General features: G+C 60.2%; 15 protein-coding genes, 3 tRNA genes and 2 pseudogenes. 8 read left to right on the forward strand and 12 right to left on the reverse strand.

Going from position 1 to position 18106, the window contains the following annotated elements:
* Positions 1-10 precede the first annotated feature (10 nt).
* Positions 11-1153 (reverse strand): aminotransferase class I/II-fold pyridoxal phosphate-dependent enzyme, encoded by a 1143-nt coding sequence (locus AAFO90_RS07595; protein WP_347508989.1) that lies wholly within the window; start codon positions 1151-1153, stop codon positions 11-13.
* On the opposite strand from AAFO90_RS07595, the gene AAFO90_RS07600 reads away from it, so the two are divergent.
* Positions 1152-2531: a M48 family metalloprotease gene (locus tag AAFO90_RS07600; RefSeq protein WP_347509002.1), complete on the forward strand. Its 1380-nt coding sequence runs from the start codon at positions 1152-1154 to the stop codon at positions 2529-2531. The genes AAFO90_RS07595 and AAFO90_RS07600 overlap by 2 nt on opposite strands.
* Positions 2528-3292, forward strand: coding sequence for a DsbA family protein (locus AAFO90_RS07605; RefSeq protein WP_347508990.1), 765 nt, complete (start codon positions 2528-2530; stop codon positions 3290-3292). The genes AAFO90_RS07600 and AAFO90_RS07605 overlap by 4 nt, the downstream gene beginning before the upstream one ends.
* A gap of 118 nt (positions 3293-3410) precedes the next feature.
* Here the strand turns inward: AAFO90_RS07605 and ispG are convergent, their stop codons facing one another.
* The 3 genes from ispG to hemA all read right to left on the reverse strand — a co-directional run bounded on the left by ispG (position 3411) and on the right by hemA (position 7203).
* Complete coding sequence (ispG, locus tag AAFO90_RS07610; RefSeq protein WP_347508991.1) at positions 3411-4535, reverse strand: flavodoxin-dependent (E)-4-hydroxy-3-methylbut-2-enyl-diphosphate synthase; 1125 nt, start codon at positions 4533-4535, stop codon at positions 3411-3413.
* A 103-nt stretch (positions 4536-4638) separates the two neighbouring features.
* Complete coding sequence (locus tag AAFO90_RS07615; RefSeq protein WP_347508993.1) at positions 4639-5850, reverse strand: RodZ domain-containing protein; 1212 nt, start codon at positions 5848-5850, stop codon at positions 4639-4641.
* Between the two features lie 129 nt (positions 5851-5979).
* Positions 5980-7203, reverse strand: a complete 1224-nt coding sequence (hemA, locus tag AAFO90_RS07620; RefSeq protein WP_347508994.1) for a 5-aminolevulinate synthase — start codon at positions 7201-7203, stop codon at positions 5980-5982.
* Positions 7204-7588: 385 nt separating this feature from the next.
* Between hemA and AAFO90_RS07625 the strand changes: the two genes are divergently transcribed.
* Positions 7589-8980, forward strand: a complete 1392-nt coding sequence (locus AAFO90_RS07625; protein ID WP_274828939.1) for a M20/M25/M40 family metallo-hydrolase — start codon at positions 7589-7591, stop codon at positions 8978-8980.
* A 100-nt stretch (positions 8981-9080) separates the two neighbouring features.
* A complete protein-coding gene (locus tag AAFO90_RS07630) occupies positions 9081-9959 on the forward strand; it encodes an alpha/beta hydrolase (protein ID WP_347508995.1) in 879 nt (292 codons plus the stop codon).
* A gap of 136 nt (positions 9960-10095) precedes the next feature.
* On the opposite strand, the gene AAFO90_RS07635 is transcribed toward AAFO90_RS07630, so the two are convergent.
* The 5 genes from AAFO90_RS07635 to AAFO90_RS07655 form a co-directional block, all read right to left on the reverse strand.
* On the reverse strand, positions 10096-10320 hold the full coding sequence (locus AAFO90_RS07635; RefSeq protein WP_065270619.1) for an RND transporter: 225 nt from the start codon (positions 10318-10320) through the stop codon (positions 10096-10098).
* A 41-nt stretch (positions 10321-10361) separates the two neighbouring features.
* A tRNA-Asp gene (locus AAFO90_RS07640) sits at positions 10362-10438 on the reverse strand.
* 75 nt (positions 10439-10513) lie between these two features.
* Positions 10514-10590, reverse strand: a tRNA-Asp gene (locus AAFO90_RS07645).
* 81 nt (positions 10591-10671) lie between these two features.
* A tRNA-Asp gene (locus tag AAFO90_RS07650) sits at positions 10672-10748 on the reverse strand.
* Between the two features lie 221 nt (positions 10749-10969).
* Positions 10970-11968, reverse strand: coding sequence for an aldo/keto reductase (locus tag AAFO90_RS07655; RefSeq protein WP_347508996.1), 999 nt, complete (start codon positions 11966-11968; stop codon positions 10970-10972).
* A 156-nt stretch (positions 11969-12124) separates the two neighbouring features.
* Between AAFO90_RS07655 and AAFO90_RS07660 the strand changes: the two genes are divergently transcribed.
* The 3 genes and pseudogenes from AAFO90_RS07660 to AAFO90_RS07670 form a co-directional block, all read left to right on the forward strand.
* Positions 12125-13450 carry an MFS transporter gene (locus AAFO90_RS07660; RefSeq protein ID WP_347508997.1) on the forward strand — a complete coding sequence of 442 codons (1326 nt, stop codon included), beginning with the start codon at positions 12125-12127 and terminating at the stop codon, positions 13448-13450.
* A gap of 126 nt (positions 13451-13576) precedes the next feature.
* Positions 13577-13846, forward strand: a complete 270-nt coding sequence (locus AAFO90_RS07665; protein ID WP_274835636.1) for a glutaredoxin — start codon at positions 13577-13579, stop codon at positions 13844-13846.
* Between the two features lie 129 nt (positions 13847-13975).
* Positions 13976-14260, forward strand: a pseudogene (locus tag AAFO90_RS07670) (transposase); the annotation flags it as partial.
* 922 nt (positions 14261-15182) lie between these two features.
* Here AAFO90_RS07670 and AAFO90_RS07675 read toward each other — a convergent pair.
* Together AAFO90_RS07675 and AAFO90_RS07680 are read right to left on the reverse strand one after the other, a co-directional pair.
* Positions 15183-15968: an ATP-binding protein gene (locus tag AAFO90_RS07675; protein ID WP_347508998.1), complete on the reverse strand. Its 786-nt coding sequence runs from the start codon at positions 15966-15968 to the stop codon at positions 15183-15185.
* A 53-nt stretch (positions 15969-16021) separates the two neighbouring features.
* Positions 16022-17062, reverse strand: a complete 1041-nt coding sequence (locus tag AAFO90_RS07680) for a hypothetical protein (RefSeq protein WP_347508999.1) — start codon at positions 17060-17062, stop codon at positions 16022-16024.
* 78 nt (positions 17063-17140) lie between these two features.
* Between AAFO90_RS07680 and AAFO90_RS07685 the strand changes: the two are divergent.
* Positions 17141-17410 (forward strand): annotated as a pseudogene (locus tag AAFO90_RS07685) (transposase); the annotation flags it as partial.
* Between the two features lie 406 nt (positions 17411-17816).
* Here the strand turns inward: AAFO90_RS07685 and AAFO90_RS07690 are convergent.
* The coding region (locus AAFO90_RS07690) for a hypothetical protein (RefSeq protein WP_347509000.1) at positions 17817-18106 on the reverse strand (290 nt) is incomplete at its 5' end.

Here is an 18106-nt window from a genome sequence, read left to right on the forward strand (position 1 = left end):
GACGGGGACCTTAGCGGTTTTCCATGAAACTGCGCAGACGCGACAGCCCTTCTTCGATATCGGCGGTGGAGCGCGCATAAGAGAACCGCAGCGTCGTTGCGCCCCGGACCGGATCGAAATCCAGCCCCGGCGTCACCGCAACCCCGGCCTTTTCCAGAATCTCAGCAGCGAAGGCGCGGCTGTCCTGCGTCAGCTCCGACACATCCGCATAGACGTAGAACGCCCCGTCCGGCGGCGCGATCTTGCTAAAACCCGCCTTGGGCAGCCCCTCCAGCATCAGTTGCCGGTTGCGGGCATAGACCGCCAGGTTTGCCTGCAGTTCCTCCTCGCAATCCATCGCGGCCAACGCCGCCACCTGGCTTGCGTGCGGCGCGCAGATGAACATGTTCTGAGCCAGACGTTCCACCACCCGCACATGATCCTCGGGCACCACCATCCAGCCAACGCGCCAGCCAGTCATCGAGAAATACTTGGAGAAGGAGTTGATCACATAGGCATCATTGGTCAGCTCCAGAGCGGTGACCGCTTTGGCCTCATATTCGATCCCGTGGTAAATCTCATCCGAGATGAAGGCTGCGCCAGCCTCTTGCGTAGCGCCAATCAGCGCCGCCATGGCATCGCGGTTCAACATCGTGCCGGTCGGGTTCGCCGGAGAGGCCACCATCAGCCCGGCGAGATCAAGCCCGGAAAGATCGCTTGGCACCGGCTGAAGGCGGTTTTCCGCTGCCGTTTCAATATCCACCGGCGTCAGCCCCAGCGCATGCAGGATCTGCCGGTACGACGGATAGCCCGGCGCGCCGATGCCGACCCTGTCACCGCTGTCAAAGAGCGCCGTGAAGGCCAGCAGGAACGCCCCGGACGAACCCGAGGTCACCACCACGCGCCCCGGATCAAGGTCCACGTTATACCATTCGCCATACATGCGTGCGATACGTTCGCGCAGCGCCGGAATCCCCAGCGCCACGGTATACCCTAGCGCATCACTTTGCAGCGCCTGCACCAGCGCCTGCTGCGCCGCCTCCGGCGCCCCGGTCGAAGGCTGGCCGACCTCCATGTGAATGATCCGGCGCCCGGCCTCTTCGGCCTTGCGGGCGGCCTCCATGACATCCATCACAATAAACGGATCGACCTCTGAGCGGGTTGAGTTTCGCATGATGTTCTCCCATGGTGCGCGCATGACTTTTGACCGTTTCTCTCGTCTGGCGTCAATCCCGGCTCTGGTGTTTTGCCTGCTGGCCTATGCGGCGACGGCTGTGCAGGCGGCATCGATCACCCTGTTGCGGGACGCAGATGTGGAACAGGCGCTGAACCGGCTTGCGGCGCCGGTTCTGCAGGCGGCCGGCCTCAACGCCCGGCGCACCAAGATCCTTGTGGTCAACGAGTCGAGCTACAACGCCTTTGTTTTGGATAGCCGAACGATTTTCGTGCATTACGGCCTGATCCTCAAGTCCGACAGCCCCGAGATGCTGCAGGCCGTTCTGGCCCATGAAGCAGCCCATATCGCAAACGGCCATCTGGCCCGGCGGATGCAGAACATGCGTTCGGCCGGAAGTGCCGCCGGGCTGGGCATGGCGCTGGCGGTTCTGGCCGCCGCTGCGGGCGCTGGAAGCGAGGCTTCGACCGGGATCGCTATCGGCACGCAAAGCTCGGCCCTGCGCGGCTTCCTGTCACACACCCGCGCCGAGGAATCCTCGGCTGACCGCTCGGCAGCAGGCTACCTCAGCCGCGCCGGCGTCAATCCGCAGGGGCTGGTCGACCTGCACCAGACCTTTGCCGGACAAGAAGTGCTGAGCGCCCAGCATCAGGACCCCTACATGCGCTCGCATCCACTCAGCCGCGACCGCATTCGCGCGGCGCAGGCCTATGTCGCCAGCCATGGCACCGACATCGCGACCGATCCAGAGGCCGAGTATTGGTTCGCCCGGCTGCGCGGCAAGCTGTCTGCCTTTGTCCGCTCTCCGAAGTGGACGCTGCGGCGCGCAGGCAGCGAGAGCCACAAGGATGTCCGGCTCATGCGGGAGGCGATCGCCTATCACCGGCTCAACAATCGCAAGAAGGCGCTGACCGCCATAAACGGCGCCATCGCGCTGCGCCCCAAGGATCCGTTTTATCACGATCTCAAAGGTCAGATCCTGATGGAAAACCGCGACTGGAATGCCGCGCTTTCCAGTTACGGGCAGGCGGTCGCGCTGGCCCCCTCGGACCCGCTTGTGCTGGCCAGTTATGGCCGGGCGCAGCTTGCTGCTGGGCAGCCTCGGGCCGCGCTCAAATCGCTGGAAAAATCCCGCAGCATCGATTTTCGCAACACGGTGCTGCTGCGGGACATGGCGCAGGCCTATGCTAAAACCAAACAGACCGGGCTTGCCGCGCTGGTGACAGCGGAACGCTATGCCCTGCAGGGGCGTCTGGACGACGCCGGTCTGCATGCCAAACGCGCCACCGCGCTTTTGCCCACCGGATCGCCAGCCTGGCGCCGGGCGCAGGACGTGCTGGTGGCCTATGAGAAAACACAGAAAAGGAAACGAAAATGATCCGTGTTACACGTGCAGCAGCAGGCGCTGCCACTGCTCTTGCGCTGCTTGGCGCCCCCGCGCAGGCGCTGGACCTTTCGAACATGAGCGCCACCGAACGCGAAGCCTTTGGCGCTCAGGTGCGGGAATACCTGATGGAAAACCCCGAGGTGATCCTTGAGGCCGTGAACCTGCTGGAGCAACGTCAGGCCGCCGCCGAAGCCACCCGCGATCAGGCGCTGGTTGCCGACAACCTGCAGGAGTTGGAAAACGATGGCTATTCCTGGGTCGGCGGCAACCCCGAGGGCGACATCACCCTGGTCGAGTTCATGGACTATCGCTGTGGTTATTGCCGCCGCGCCGCGCCCGAGGTGGCAGAGCTGCTTGCCAAGGATGGCAACATCCGCTGGGTGGTGAAGGAATTCCCGATCCTGGGCGAAGCCTCGGTGCTGTCGTCGCGCTTTGCTGTTGCAACCAAACAGCTGGCTGGCGGCGATGCGTACAAATCCGTGCACGAAGCCCTGATGGAGATGACCGGCGAGCCGGGGGAAGTCGCCCTGCGCCGTCTGGCGGATGGTCTGGATCTGGATGCCGACGCCATCCTCGCCCATATGGATTCCGAGGACGTCACCCGCGAATTGCGCCAGACCCGCGATCTGGCCCAGCGTCTGTCGATCTCCGGCACGCCCACATTTGTTCTGGGCGGTGAACTGCTGCGCGGCTACCTGCCTGCTGATCAGATGGAAGTCTTGGTAGCAGAGAACCGCAAGAACCGCGGCTGACCCGCGCTGCGACCGCAGCCCGAGGAACGCACTGAAACGCACTGAAACGCAAAACGGGGCGCCCTTGGCGCCCCGTTTTTGTTAGTCCTGCATATTGCACCGGTATCGGGCCCTCTGCTTATTCCGCGGCGGCTGCCTCAGCCGCGTTGATTTCTGCAGCCTTCTGTTCGACCTGTTCAACGATATGGTCGACCATCTCTTCATTGCTCATCTTGTGGCTGGCCTTGCCCGCCAGATAGACCATCCCGGCCCCGGCCCCACCGCCGGTGAAGCCAACATCGGTCATCAACGCCTCACCCGGACCATTCACGACGCAGCCGATGATCGACAGGCTCATCGGGGTGTGGATATGGGCCAGTCGCTCTTCCAGCGCTTCAACCGTCTTGATCACGTCGAACCCCTGCCGCGCGCAGGAGGGACAAGAGATGATATTGACGCCGCGGTGCCGCAGGCCCAGCGATTTCAGGATCTCAAAGCCGACCTTCACCTCTTCGACCGGATCGGCAGAGAGGCTGACCCGCAGCGTATCGCCAATGCCCATCCACAAAAGCTGTCCCAGACCGATGGCCGATTTGATGGTTCCGGAGACAAAGCCCCCTGCCTCGGTAATCCCAAGGTGGATCGGCGCATCTGTCGCCTCGGCCAGTTGCTGATAAGCGGCTGCCGACATGAAGACATCAGAGGCCTTCACCGAAATTTTGAACTCGTGGAAATCGTGATCCTGCAGGATGCGGATATGATCGAGACCGCTTTCGACCATCGCTTCGGGGCACGGCTCACCGTATTTGTCGAGCAGGTGTTTTTCCAATGAGCCGGCGTTGACGCCAATCCGGATCGAACAATTGTGGTCGCGGGCGGCCTTGATCACTTCGGCGACGCGTTTTTCATCGCCGATATTGCCGGGATTGATGCGCAGACAGGCGGCGCCTGCCTCGGCTGCCTCAATCCCGCGTTTGTAGTGGAAATGGATATCCGCAACGATGGGCACCGGGCTTTCGCGCACGATTTCCTTCAGCGCCTTGGACGAAGCCTCATCCGGGACCGAGACGCGCACCAGATCCGCGCCCGCCTCCGCGGCGGCCTGCACTTGGGCGATGGTCGCAGCGACATTGGTGGTCAGCGTATTGGTCATGGTCTGCACAGCGATGGGCGCATCCCCGCCAATCGGCACGTTCCCTACATGGATCTGGCGGCTCTTGCGGCGCTCGATATGGCGCCAGGGTCGAATGTGATTCAGCGACATGCGGTCCGTCCCCTATGGTCCTGCTCCTCAGCCGGTAGATACGTGCTGTGGGCCGCGTCTGCAATGGCAGGCGAGGTCAGACACAGTAAAAGCGGAAAAAGGATCAGTCCTGCGCGCCGTCGACCTGCAGCTGCGCCACCAGGGTCGCAAGGGCGCGGTTGCGGTCATCCTCAAGATCGGCAACCTCGAACCGGCCCGAAATCGCATCCGGGGACAGATCGACATTCTTGGTCACCCGTCCACGCTGGCCCACGGGACCAAAATGCTGTCCATTGACGGCAAAATAGATGCCGCTGCTTTCCCCGGTCTTCAGGGTCGGTGCAACTTCGGTCAGTGGAATCTCGAACCGGTCGCCCGGCTCCATGATCCCTTCGAAGATGACGCTGCCATCCGCGGCGGTCACCTCGACCCATGCCGGACGTACGGCAAGCATTTCCGCGCTTGGCGCCACCTCTTCGACGACCTGCGGTACCGTCAGCTGCTGCCCGGCGATGTCCGCAGGCAGGCTGGCCTCCGCCAGTTGGATGGATGGCAGATCGGGTTCGGCAAAGTTGCCAAAGGTGCGCGGATCAAGTGTTGCAATCGGCGCGTCCCGGGCTTCGAGAACCGGAACATCCAGCGCCTGGGGGCGATAGAGCCGGTCCAGCGCCGCTGCCGCAGGATCCGTATCCGCATTCGCCAGGTTCAGCTGCGCGCCTTCCAGCGGGTCCACATCCGCCAGCACAAGCGGCGTCTGATCGACCGGTGCGAACTGCACCTGCTGCACTTCTTTCAGGATGCTCCAGCCGCCGTAGCCGATGCCAGTGATCAGCGCCGCCAGCACCATCAGCGATCCGATGGCGCGTGGCTCCACATGGCTGAACAGACCATCCGCAGAGGGGGCAAAAGGCGTATTGGGCGAGGTGAACGGGTCGCTGCCCAGCCCACTGGCATTTGCCGCTTGTGCACCGGGTGCAACCTTTGCCTTACGCACCGAGGCCTCGGCCGACATGCCGTGGGCAACCGTAAAGCCGCTTTCGCGGCAGAAGGTCTCAAACGCCTCTTCGGGATCCATGTTCAGATAGCGCGCGTAAGAGCGCACATACCCGGCGATGAAGCCGGGCGTGTCAAAAACTGAAGGATCGGAATTTTCAATCGCAGCGATGTAAGACGCCTTGATGCGCAACTCTCGTTGCACATCAAGCAGGGATTTCCCCATGGTTGCGCGCTCGCCGCGCATCATGTCGCCAAGCCGCAGCTCAAAGTCGTCAAAACTTTTGGGCGCGGATGGCTCACCCTGCTCTTTTGATTTGCGCTGAGTAAGGCGCCCGATCATGCCTGCTGTCCCATCTTTACCTGCCGCAACCGGATTTTGATGTCTGCAGAATCACCCTAACGACTCAAGCTGACCAATCCGTTGATGAAACGATAACACACTCAACAGTTTTGAACACAGAACTGTGCACTACCCGGCCAATTCGGCGCGATTCAGCGCACAATGCGACCAAAGACCGTCCATTGCCTTGACCAAAGCGTCGATTTCCAGCGGTCCATGCACCGGCGACGGGGTGAACCGCAGCCGTTCGGTGCCGCGCGGGACGGTGGGGAAGTTGATCGGCTGAACATAAATGCCGAAATCCGACAGCAGCATATCGCTCAACTTCTTGGTGTGAACCGGGTCGCCGACGATAACCGGCACGATGTGGCTACCGTGATCGATAATCGGCAGGCCCAGCCCCTTGAGGCGCATTTTCAGGATCTTTGCCTGTTCCTGATGCTTCTCGCGCAGCTCGGGCGCGGTCTTGAGGAAAGCCACCGAGGCCGCCGCCCCGGCTGCAACCGTCGGGGCCAGCGAGGTGGTGAAGATAAAGCCGGGCGCATAAGAGCGGATGGCGTCGCACATCTTGGCCGAAGCCGCGATATAACCACCCATCACACCATATGCCTTGGCCAGAGTGCCGTTGATGATATCAATACGGTCTGCGAGACCGTCACGCTCGGCGACGCCGCCGCCGCGTGGGCCGTACATCCCCACCGCATGCACTTCGTCGAGATAGGTCAGCGCGCCAAATTCATCGGCCAGATCACAAATCTCTTCGATGGGACCTAAATCGCCGTCCATGGAGTAGATCGATTCGAAGGCGATCAGCTTGGGCGCCTCCGGATCGTCTGCTTCCAGCAGTTCGCGCAGATGAGCCACGTCATTGTGCCGGAAGATACGCTTGGCCCCGCCGTTGCGGCGCACGCCTTCGATCATCGAAGCATGGTTCAACGCATCGGAATAGATGATCAGACCAGGGAAAAGCTTGGGCAGGGTCGAAAGCGTTGCGTCATTCGCCACATAGGCCGAGGTGAACAGCAAGGATGCCTCCTTGCCGTGCAGATCCGCCAGTTCAGCCTCTAGGCGTTTGTGATAGACGGTGGTGCCCGAGATGTTGCGGGTTCCGCCGGAGCCTGCGCCAGTTGCATCGATCGCCTCATGCATCGCGGCCAGAACCACCGGGTGCTGCCCCATGCCAAGGTAATCGTTACCGCACCAGACGGTGATATCGCTTTCGCTGCCATCGGGACGGGTCCAGACCGCATGCGGGAACTGTCCGTTCTTTCGTTCGATATCGATGAAGGTCCGGTAGCGGCCTTCTTCGTGAAGGCTTTCAATCGCTGCGTCGAGTTTCGCGGTATAGTCCACCGGCATCTCCATAGCTGTAAGTCTGGCACCCAGGGCGCTGGCGCGAAGGCAGTCCCATTCACATTTATGAATAACTACCCTAGACGCCGATTTTGATCAACTGCTTACGCAAAAGGCATGTTGCGCAACATTGATGCAGGTCAAATAGACCTAAGCAACTGAGCCCACAACCCGGCGCGGGCGGCTATTTCCTGACAATTGCGTGCCCCGGGGCGCTGAAAGGCGCCGGTCATAGAGGATCGGAAACTTTGGAAAATACCTGCATGGACAGCCGGCTATGGCGGTTCATCCCCTCGTCCAGCTTCCCCACTGGCGCCTCTTTGACGGCGCTGCTACGGTCCGCGACAAATCATCACAAACCATAATCAGAACGCAGGAGTGAGACATGTCATTGAATGAAGTGCTGGACCGGATCGACGCCGATGTGAACGCAGCAACGGACCGGCTGCTGGACCTTCTGCGGATCCAGTCCGTCTCGACCGACCCGGCCTACAAGGCAGAATGCGAAAAGGCGGCTGACTGGCTGGTGGCAGATCTCAAATCCATCGGCATCGACGCCGAAAAGCGCGTAACCCCCGGCCACCCTATGGTGGTGGGCCACGTGGGGCAGGAAAACAAGGACGCGCCGCATGTCCTGTTCTACGGCCACTATGACGTGCAGCCGGTCGATCCGCTGAACCTGTGGAAGACACCGCCGTTCGAGCCGCAACTGGAAGAGACCGAAAACGGCACCGTCATCCGAGGCCGTGGCGCATCCGACGACAAGGGCCAGCTGATGACCTTTGTCGAAGCCTGCCGCGCCTGGCAGGCGATCCACGGCTCCCTGCCCTGCCGCATCACCTTCTTCTTCGAAGGCGAAGAGGAATCGGGCTCGCCGTCGCTGGTGCCCTTCATGAAAGAGCACGCCGAAGAGCTGAAAGCGGATATCGCGCTGATCTGTGACACCTCCATGGTGTCGCGCGGCGTGCCCTCCATCGCCTCGCAGCTGCGCGGGATGCTGAAGGATGAATTCACCCTGGTCGGCCCGCGCATCGACCTTCATTCGGGGCACTACGGCGGCCCGGGCCTCAACCCGCTGCGCGAAATCAGCCGCATCGTCGCCTCTTTCTATGACGAGGAAACCGGCAAGATCGCCGTCGAAGGCTTCTATGAGGGCGTGAAAGAGGTGCCCGAGGACCAGATGCGCCAGTGGGAAGGCTGCGGTTTTGATGCAGACGACTACCTTGGCAACGCCGGTTACACCCAGGCCCATGGCGAAAAGGACCGCAGCATCCTAGAGCAGCAATGGGCGCGCCCGACGCTGGAGGTCAACGGACTGTGGGGCGGCTATAATGGCGCCGGATCGAAAACCGTGATCCCCTCCGAAGCGCATTGCAAGATTACCTGCCGTCTGGTGGGGGACATGGACCCCGACGCGCTGCGCCTGAAAATCCGCAAGCATATCGAAGATCGCCTGAAACCCGACTGCAAGGTGGTCTGGGACAACGATCTGGAAGGATCGCGTGCTTCGGTGATGGATATCACCCGCCCCGAATTCACCGCCGCCCGCGGCGCGCTGAGCGACGAATGGGAGCGCGAGGCGGTCTTCTGCGGCATGGGCGGATCGATCCCGATCGCGGGTTTCTTCAAATCCATTCTCGGCATGGAATCGATGCTGATCGGGTTTGCCAATGAAGATGACGCGATCCATTCCCCGAACGAGAAATACGACCTCAAGAGCTTTCACAAAGGCATCCGCTCCTGGGCGCGGGTTCTGGAGGCTCTGACCAAGTCGTAAGGGGCCAAGATAGGGGAGCGGCGGCTCCCCGCCACGCCCGGCCCTGTGGGCCGGGCATCCCTCATTCAGGGACGTCACACCACTCAGGGAGGTCAGCTGGATGGCATCAGAAATCGAAACGGGCCGCGCCGAGGTGAACGGCGAGGCGATTGCCTACACCCACCAAGGCAGCGGACCTGCCGTTCTGCTGCTGCATGGGTTCCCGCAAACCCGCGCCATGTGGGATACCGTGGCACCACGCCTTGCCGAACAGTTTACCGTGGTGACCGCCGATCTGCGCGGATATGGCGACAGCAGCAAACCAGGCGACATGACCGCGATGAGCTTTCGCGAGATGGGCGCCGATCAGGTGGCACTGATGCATTCTTTGGGCCATGAGAGCTTTCACCTCGTCGGTCATGACCGCGGCGCACGCACGGCGCACCGGATGGCGCTTGATAGCCCAAACGCCGTTGCTAGCCTAACGGTGATGGACATCGTCCCCACCCACCTGCTGCTGGGTGATCTGCACCAAGAGGTCGCCCGCGCTTATTATCACTGGTTCTTTCTCGCGCAGCCCGCGCCCTTTCCCGAGCGGATGATCGGGGCGGACCCGGACTACTATTTTGAAAGCTGCCTGTTGGGCTGGGGCGGCGCGACGCTGGAGGATTTCCCGGCCGAGGCGCTGGAGGCCTACCGCAAGAGCTGGCGTGATCCGGCGTGCATCCACGCGATGTGCAACGATTACCGCGCCGCAATCGATGTGGATTTCGCGCTAGATGCCGCTGATCTGAACTGTCAGGTCTCCTGCCCCGCGCTGGTCCTTTATGGCGCCACCGGCGCTATGGCGAAACAATACGATGTGGAGGCGACCTGGGCGCCCCGCCTAGCCAACATGCGCGCTGCGGCCATTCCGGGCGGGCATTTCTTCGTGGACCAGCACCCATCGGAAACCGCGGAAGCGCTCATGGACTTTCTCAGTGAACAACCAGCGTTCTGACATCCGGTGATCTTGGCACCGATGGTGTCGGCTACATGGGCACTGAGCCTGTGCAGACTCTCGCGGCCTTGGCCGATGATAGAAGGCACAGCGCGGCCGCCCACCCTTACTGCCAATACCCCGCTCTGCAGGCAGCCTACCCCTTGCGTGCGCGCAGGTCTCTTGCGGCCTTGAGCACCAGCAGCACCAAGGGGGCGCCGTGCATCAGCAGATCGAACCAGTCGAGGGCGCGCTGCAATTCGCCTGCAAACAGCATCCTGAGCTTTTCCCACAGGTGCGGTTCGGGGAAGAAAGGCGCCAGCCCCAGAAGTAGCGCGACAATGATCGCAGTCGTCCAGTCGATGGAATCCAGCAGTTTCATGACGCGCGCATCTAGTCCTGATTTTTCGAGGAAAAAGGAAGTGGCGCGGTTGACGGGGCTCGAACCCGCGACCCCCGGCGTGACAGGCCGGTACTCTAACCAGCTGAGCTACAACCGCGCATGGCCTATATAAGGCGTCCCGACCGGTCCCATTTCGGGAATTCCCATTGTTACATGGGACCAGACTTATAAGTGGCGCGGTTGACGGGGCTCGAACCCGCGACCCCCGGCGTGACAGGCCGGTACTCTAACCAGCTGAGCTACAACCGCGCATGGATCTCATATCATCTGCCTTTCGGCATCCCCCATCCGGAGCGGACCCTGGTATTGCCCAAGGCGGGCAGGCAGCAGTGGCGCGGTTGACGGGGCTCGAACCCGCGACCCCCGGCGTGACAGGCCGGTACTCTAACCAACTGAGCTACAACCGCTCGCTGCCCGTTCAGCATCTCTGCCGAACGTTGGGGTGTAATATTCCCAGGCCTCGGGTATCGTCAAGCGGTGTTTTGTCATTTTATCCGCTTTCGGCCAAAAAAATTCATTCCCAGATGTAAAGCATTGAAACCAAGAGGAAAGCTCCCTATCCCTCCCCGCACTCGCGAACCAAAGACCCGTATTCGCCCCGTCGCCGTGAACCAGAGTAACTGTCGGATCAGCAATAGCGCTCAGGGCCGATCCACTGCTCATCCGAATAGCGGTCGCCATGCGCCCATCCCACGGGCAGCACAGTCTCGATCCGCTCCAAGTCCTCAGGCGTCAGCGTCAGATCGGCGCCCGCGACGCATTCCTCAAGGTGTTTGACGCTGCGGGTCCCGGGGATCGGGATCACGTGGTCGCCGCGAGTCAGCAGCCAAGCGTTGGCCAAAGCTGCCGCCGAGGTCCCCATCTGCGCCGCAAGTGCACGGAACTTATCGGTGATCCGCAGGTTCTCACTCAGATTCGGCTCCATGAACCGCGGGTTGCCAGCAAGGAACGGCAGTTGCGGGATCCGCGCCTTCGGAATCGGGTTGTCTGTCAGCAAGGAGCGCCCCACCGGCGAGAAAGCCACAAAAGCCACCTCGAGTTCGGCGCAGGCCTGTACCAGGCCAAGATCGGGGAACCGGGTCGACAAGGAATATTCCGATTGCACAGCCGCAACAGGAAAGGCCGTCATCGCTCGCCGCACGGTTGAGGGCGCCACCTCCGAAAGACCGATCGCGCGTGTCTTGCCCTTTTCCACAAGGCGACCAAGGTTCGCCGCCGTTTCCTCGGGCGTGAAACGCGGATCGCGGCGGTGCGCATAGAACAGATCGACACACTCGACGCCCAGCCGCTGCAGGGATTTGTCCAGCTCTGCCTCAAGATGCTCTACCGAGTTATCAAAGCACCGATTGCCATCGGCATCGCGCGTGATCGTGGCCTTTGTCGAGATCACAAATTCATCACGCGCCCCGGGATTGGCGCTCAGGTAAGATCCGATGGCGTTTTCGGATTTTCCCATGCCATAGATATTGGCGCTGTCCAGCAGCGTCACACCCAGATCCCGGCAGCTGTCGAGAATGGCGTGGCTTTCGGCCTCATTGGTGGGGCCGTACATGTCTGAAAAGGACATCGCGCCATAGCCGATGCATCCGACCTCTGGTCCCTGGGCTCCAAGTTTGCGCTGCTTCATGAACTCTCTTTCCGGCTTCGATTATGTGTTCGTCCAGCGCATGGTGCAGAAAAGAAGCCCGTTTGTCGAACGCTCTTCCCCGTCGTTCTTGCCTGCCCCTTAGCGCTCAGGCAGAATCAGGCCCATCGCCATTTCCCGCTCTGCGTGAGGACACCCATGTTCGACATCCTGTCAGACCGCACCTATCGCCATCTGTTCCTGGCCCAGGTCGTGGCGCTGATCGGAACCGGGCTTGCCACCGTTGCGCTGGGTCTGCTGGCCTATGATCTGGCGGGCAGCGGCGCGGGGCTGGTGCTCGGCAGTATCTTCACGATCAAGATGATCGCCTATGTGGGGATTGCACCCATCGCCGGGGCCTTTGCCGACCGTGTGAACCGTCGCGCCCTGCTGGTCACGCTGGACCTCGTGCGGGCGGCAGCGGCCCTGTGTCTCCCCTTCGTTACCGAGGTCTGGCAGGTCTATGTGCTGATCTTCCTGCTGCAATCCGCATCAGCTGCCTTTACTCCCACATTCCAGGCCACGATTCCGGACATCCTGCCAGAAGAGGACCGATATACCCGGGCGCTGTCGCTGTCGCGGCTGACCTATGACTTGGAAAACATTGTCAGCCCGACGCTGGCGGCGCTGCTGCTGACCGTTATGGCCTATGACACGCTATTCCTTGGTACGGTCGCTGGCTTTGTCGGCTCGGCCCTGCTTGTCGTCTCAGTGCTGCTGCCCAGCCCCAAATCCACCCAGCGGCGCGGTATCTACGACCGCACCACCCGAGGGATCCGGATCTATCTGGCCACGCCGCGGCTGCGCGGTCTTCTGGCGCTTAATCTTGCAGTCTCGGCGGCCGGAGCCATGGTGCTGGTGAACTCGGTGGTTCTGGTGCGCGGAGAGTTGGGCCTGAGCGAAAGCAATGTGGCCTGGGCGATGTTCGCCTTTGGCTTCGGCTCGATGCTGGCGGCGCTGCTGCTGCCGCCCGTTCTGGACCGGGTGCCGGACCGGCCAGTCATGCTGTCCGGCGCCGGGCTGCTGGTTGCGGCATTGCTGGGGCTGGCGGCCCTGGTGGCGATTACGGGCCTCAGCTGGGGCGGGCTGCTGATCAGCTGGTGTCTGGTCGGCATCGGCTATTCGACGGTCATGACCCCCTCCGGACGGCTGTTGCGCCGCTCTGCCCATGCCGAGGACCGCCCGGCCATCTTTGCCGCGCAGTTTGCCCTCTCCCATGCTTGTTGGCTTCTGACCTATCCGCTGTCTGGCTGGCTGATGACCGTCTTTGGCACGCTCACGGCGCTGATCCTGCTGGCGGCGCTTTCTTTTGTCGGGCTGCTGCTGTGCCGTTTCCTCTGGCCTGCCCAAGCCCCATCGGAGATACCCCATAGCCACGCGGATCTGCCGCCGGATCATCCACACCTGCTTGAGCACGGAGATGAGGCGCACAAGCACACCATCATCATCGACGATCTGCACCGCGACTGGCCGACGCGCGGCTGACAATCAGGCGCTCCCCACGCTGCTCCCAGCCGGCGCACTCACCTCCCCCACGCCAACGTGATCCGCCCGACCTTGCGCAAGCCATGCCGGTATTCGAAACCCGCCGCGAATAGAAAGGATACCCCTATGCCCAAAGCCGTCATCTATCGCATGGATTTGCCCAATTACACCTGTGGTTTCGGCACGGCAGCCCTTGATCTGCTGCGTCGCGAAAAATTCGATATCGAAGAACATGTGCTGCGCACCCGCCGGGAAACGGATGCCTTCAAGGATAAGCACCACGTCACTACAACGCCGCTTGTATTCATTGACGGGGAGAAAATTGGTGGCTTCACTGAGCTGAAGAAACACCTCAAGGCCCAGAAGCCGAAACCAAAACGGTTCTGGAAACGCTGATCCACAAGCCCCCCGTCATGCCCGCGGAGCAAAGACGCGCATAAAGCGGGGGGCGTCTTGCCCCCCTGAAACTGGTCCAAGCTGAGTGCGAAATTTTGGGTACATTTCTGGCAACAGAGGAGTGTACCGATGCCGAAGAAACGATTTAACGACGAACAGATTGCCTTCGCATTGAGGCAGGCAGAAGCTGGAACGACGGTCGGCGAGATATGCCGGAAGTTGGGCATCGCCGAAGCGACGTTCTATCGCTGGAAGAAGGTTTATGCCGGGATGGGTGTGTCGGAGATCCGAAGGCTGAAGCAGCTCGAGGACGAGAATGGCAAGCTGAAACGGCTGGTCGCAGATCTGACTTTGGACAAGCCGATGCTGCAGGATGCTGCGAAAAAAGTGGTGAAGCCTGTTCGACGTCGCGAGGTTGTCCGACACTATCAGCATGTGTTCGAGGTGTCGGAGCGTCGGGCCATGGGCTTCGGGCGGGCTTCTCACAGATACCAATCCAGGCGCAGGTTTCTGGCTATGATAGAAGGGGGCTACACGCCTGCGGTGAGAGTGGTGCATTCGGCCACCAAAGCCCCGATCTGGCGGATGAGTCGCGATGCTATCGCAGCGTTCAACGCACGTTTCACTACACTAACGGTACTGGCGGCGGAAACCGGCGTTCACCGCAACAGGATTCTGGCCGTTCTGGAGACGTCGGGTATCAAAAAATTTGAGCCCGACGGCGGGATGTCGGTCCCGTCTATCTTCGAAGCGAAGTCGTGCCGATCTTACCAGTCTTAAAGGTTCAAAGGGCGTGAAGCGTCGCTTTGCTATGGAAAGCATGGAAAACGATTGATTATCAATGTTCTGAGATAAATCACGCGATGACCACAAGTCCCTCTTGACAGGGGGGGCATGAAAACCGACAAAACGTGCAATGTTATGGGTCACTGGCACATTCTGCCAGTTAACCAATTCTTTGCACAGACAACCGATTCGGTTAAGTTTGCCTCCAATTTAACGGCTTTATATCAACAGCTTAGACACCAGGCCAAACCCATGTGGGGCATAACCTTGCACACTTGGCGCATAACCTTGCACACCCTACGGCAACAAAAAGGGCCCGCGAATGCGAGCCCGTTTCGTTCCTCATCTATCGTGCGATGCTGCTATTCGTTTTGCAGCATCTCCATAAGTTTGGCGCTGTCTAATGTGTCGCGGTAGTCTGGCGCAGTGAACGGAGACAGCTCCAATGGAAGGCGAGAGTTTTGCGCATAGGCTTCGGCGAAAATATCTACCGACGCAACACTCACGCCGCGAAACCGGCACAATCCGAAGGCCCGGATCAAGAGCTCGATCACGAGCCCCCAGCGTGAAGCACATGCAAAGTCCAGCCGCTCCAGAAAATCCACATCCACAAGATCGTCGACATTGATCCCTCCATGGTCGGCATAAGCATATACGAGTTGTTCAACTCGATCATGTCGGGATCCTTGCCGGGGTCGGCGCTTTTACCCAGGCTGATCTCATCAAAATGTACCGGCGCCAAGAGGTGGGAGAGCTGTTCTTCGGAATTCACGTAAGTAGCCAGTACCGGCACGCCGGACAGGATCAAGATCAGGGGCCACTCGGGCTCTTTCATCAGTGATTTGAAGCTGTCGAGGAAAATCCGGTTCGACTTGGCTCCCGGTGTGAAAACATGCTGGCACTCATCGTAGTAAAAGCCGATCACCCCGTGTTCGCGGCTGTGGTGACGTACCAGGCCCCAAATTTCGCTTTGCGTCCGCCTCGGCGACACAGGATAGCCCAATTTTTCCAGGGTTTTCTGGCCAAGGTCTTTCCAGCTCACCGATCCGTCCAACTTGCAGTACAGGATCTTCCCCGGCATCCCGTTCGGCATTTCAGTCTGGCTGGCATTGAATTCCTCGACCAGTTTGACTGTCTCGGAAGTCTTGCCGACTCTAGATTCTCCGGTCACCATCAAGCCGCGCGCCTCGAAATGCCCAGCGTTGCTGGCCTTAACGTAGTAGTCGGTCACACAATTGGTGAACGCTTCACGCAGGATCGCTGCCCGCGGGAAGGTGTAGTGTGCGTTTTGCAGAGCGCGCGATGCACTGACGCGTTTTGGGTCTATGAAGCTCATTTGGTGTCCGTGGAAAATCGAGTAGTTAGTGGGCTGTCGTATCGGTCAGTGGATCAAGAAAACTCACCCTCCTGATCGGGGCGACCAAGCCGGATGGGCTTTCGAGTGGTTTTGCTTTTCTGTTTGGGCCGTTGCTTCTCGGACGGTTGCACTTCCTTGGTTTCAGGAGCGGGGTTGGATGGCGCGAGATCAATTACCTCTGCATCTCCGATAGGCAGCACGCCTGGACCTGAGGAGGCCGTCGCCAACGAGCCGGGCGCGACAGTGTCCAATGGCACCCTTGTTCTTACGACCTGTGATGATGCGAACAGGGCCTTTGCCTTGGTCCTGGCTTCTTCGAAGGTCACGTAGCTACGAGGCAGGCGGCGTTCTACGCCGATTTTTTGAAGGAGTTCCTGCCTCTCGAGCCGTACCTTCGCAATACGGTCTTCATAGAGCTTCGTGGTTTCAGGATTCTCACGACGGTAGCTCGCCATCAGGTCAAGGTACTCGACGACGGTGAGGTCAGCGAAAATGGTCGTTTGCAAATCTAGCCGATACAGTTCCGGATCGCCTGGAAAGACTGCGGTCGCAAAATTGAGGTTATCCGGGTCGATGAAGACGGACACCTTCCCTTTCCATTTATCTACAGCTTTCTGAAAAGCGTCCGACGAATAGGAAAGGCCGGACAGAACCCGCACACCTTCGTCGTTTGGTTTAAGTTTGAATTTCCAACCCAGATGCTTACGTCGCAGGTCTTCGTTGACAGCTTTGAAAATCCCCCGAGTTTTATTGATCTCGTTGTAGACCTCAGCCGGGCGCCTTCCGCCCATACCCACGCCCATATGTTTCAAAGATGGGTACTCATCGATGAAGAACTTGGTGATAATTTCGTAGAGGACGTCAATATCAAGGACACCAGCTTTATTGGCATCATACGCTGGCAGTTCTCCAGGTTTGCGCCCCGTATATCCGTGAAGAAGCTTCAGCAGCATCGACTCCGTTGTACCAAACATGCGCTCGACAAACGGCTTGTCAGCGGACGCGTGTGTTCGCACGTCGGTGATCGCGGAACCGACGCCAAGAAGAGCCGTTTTAACCTCAGAGTTTCTCAAACCTGTTCCGTTGTCGTTGCGGATTGGACTTGCCCTGAAAAAGTGGAGAGCACCAACTGAGGAACCAGGAGGTGTTCTATGGGAAATGGCAACAGACCGACGCCGGAGTTTCGGCGGGAAGCAGTCAGACTGGCACTGACCAGCGGTCGGACGCGGCGGGAGATCGCGGAAGATCTGGGGATTGGACTTTCGACATTGACGCGATGGCTCAGTCGCGAGCGAGATGCCAGTGATCCGGTCGAGGCTTCGGTCGACGTGCATGCTGAGTTGAAGCGGTTGCGACGCGAGAACGCAGTGCTGAAACAGGAGCGCGACATCCTAAAAAAAGCCGCAGCCTTCTTCGCGAAAGACGCAAGTCGATGAGCTTTGCTTTCATCGAGGCGGAGAAACCGCTCCGCCACGGCATTCACCGTCGCACCAGCCTCCAAGGTCATCGCGACGGCCAAGGCCTTGGCCTCATCCGGCCACCGGCGATGTCCCGACGCGTAAATCTCGACGCCCAGAGATTTGAGAAACGAATTTGTAGCGCACATTGCGAAACGCACTCCCCATCATGAGATGGAGATCACATCGCAGCCGAAGCCATTAGCAGCAATGTGGGGTTGAGACGGCGCTTACCGTTAAACGGCTGCTTCCGCGCAAATTTGATCGCGGCGCGCGGCACGCGGCGCGCCAAAGAGGGAGGTGCATCGAGCGTGCCTAACTTCAGGACAATTCCTGCAAGCCCCGGCCTGTGGGTGAACAGATGCGTCCCTCAGACTGCGCAGAAACTGAGCTTGACCGCGTCTTTCAGATCGTGCCGCGTGAAGCTGACGGGCCCGCCCGCGGTTATCTGGATGTCCGCTTCCGGGAAAACGGCCCACGTCCGCCAAAATCCGCCCCAGTCGCAGCAAAGAAAGATCGGCAGGCTCTGCCAGGGGGGATGTCCCGGTTGATGTTGAAGTTTGCCTGAAGGGTGGCGTTGCTTTCCCTGAGCCGTAGGCTCGGGGTGATCAAACCGAAAGGAAAGCAACACCATGAAGAAGACTACGACATCGCAGGCGG

Origin of the sequence: Phaeobacter sp. CAU 1743, assembly GCF_039839315.1 — a bacterium.
Lineage (GTDB): Bacteria > Pseudomonadota > Alphaproteobacteria > Rhodobacterales > Rhodobacteraceae > Phycobacter > Phycobacter gallaeciensis_A.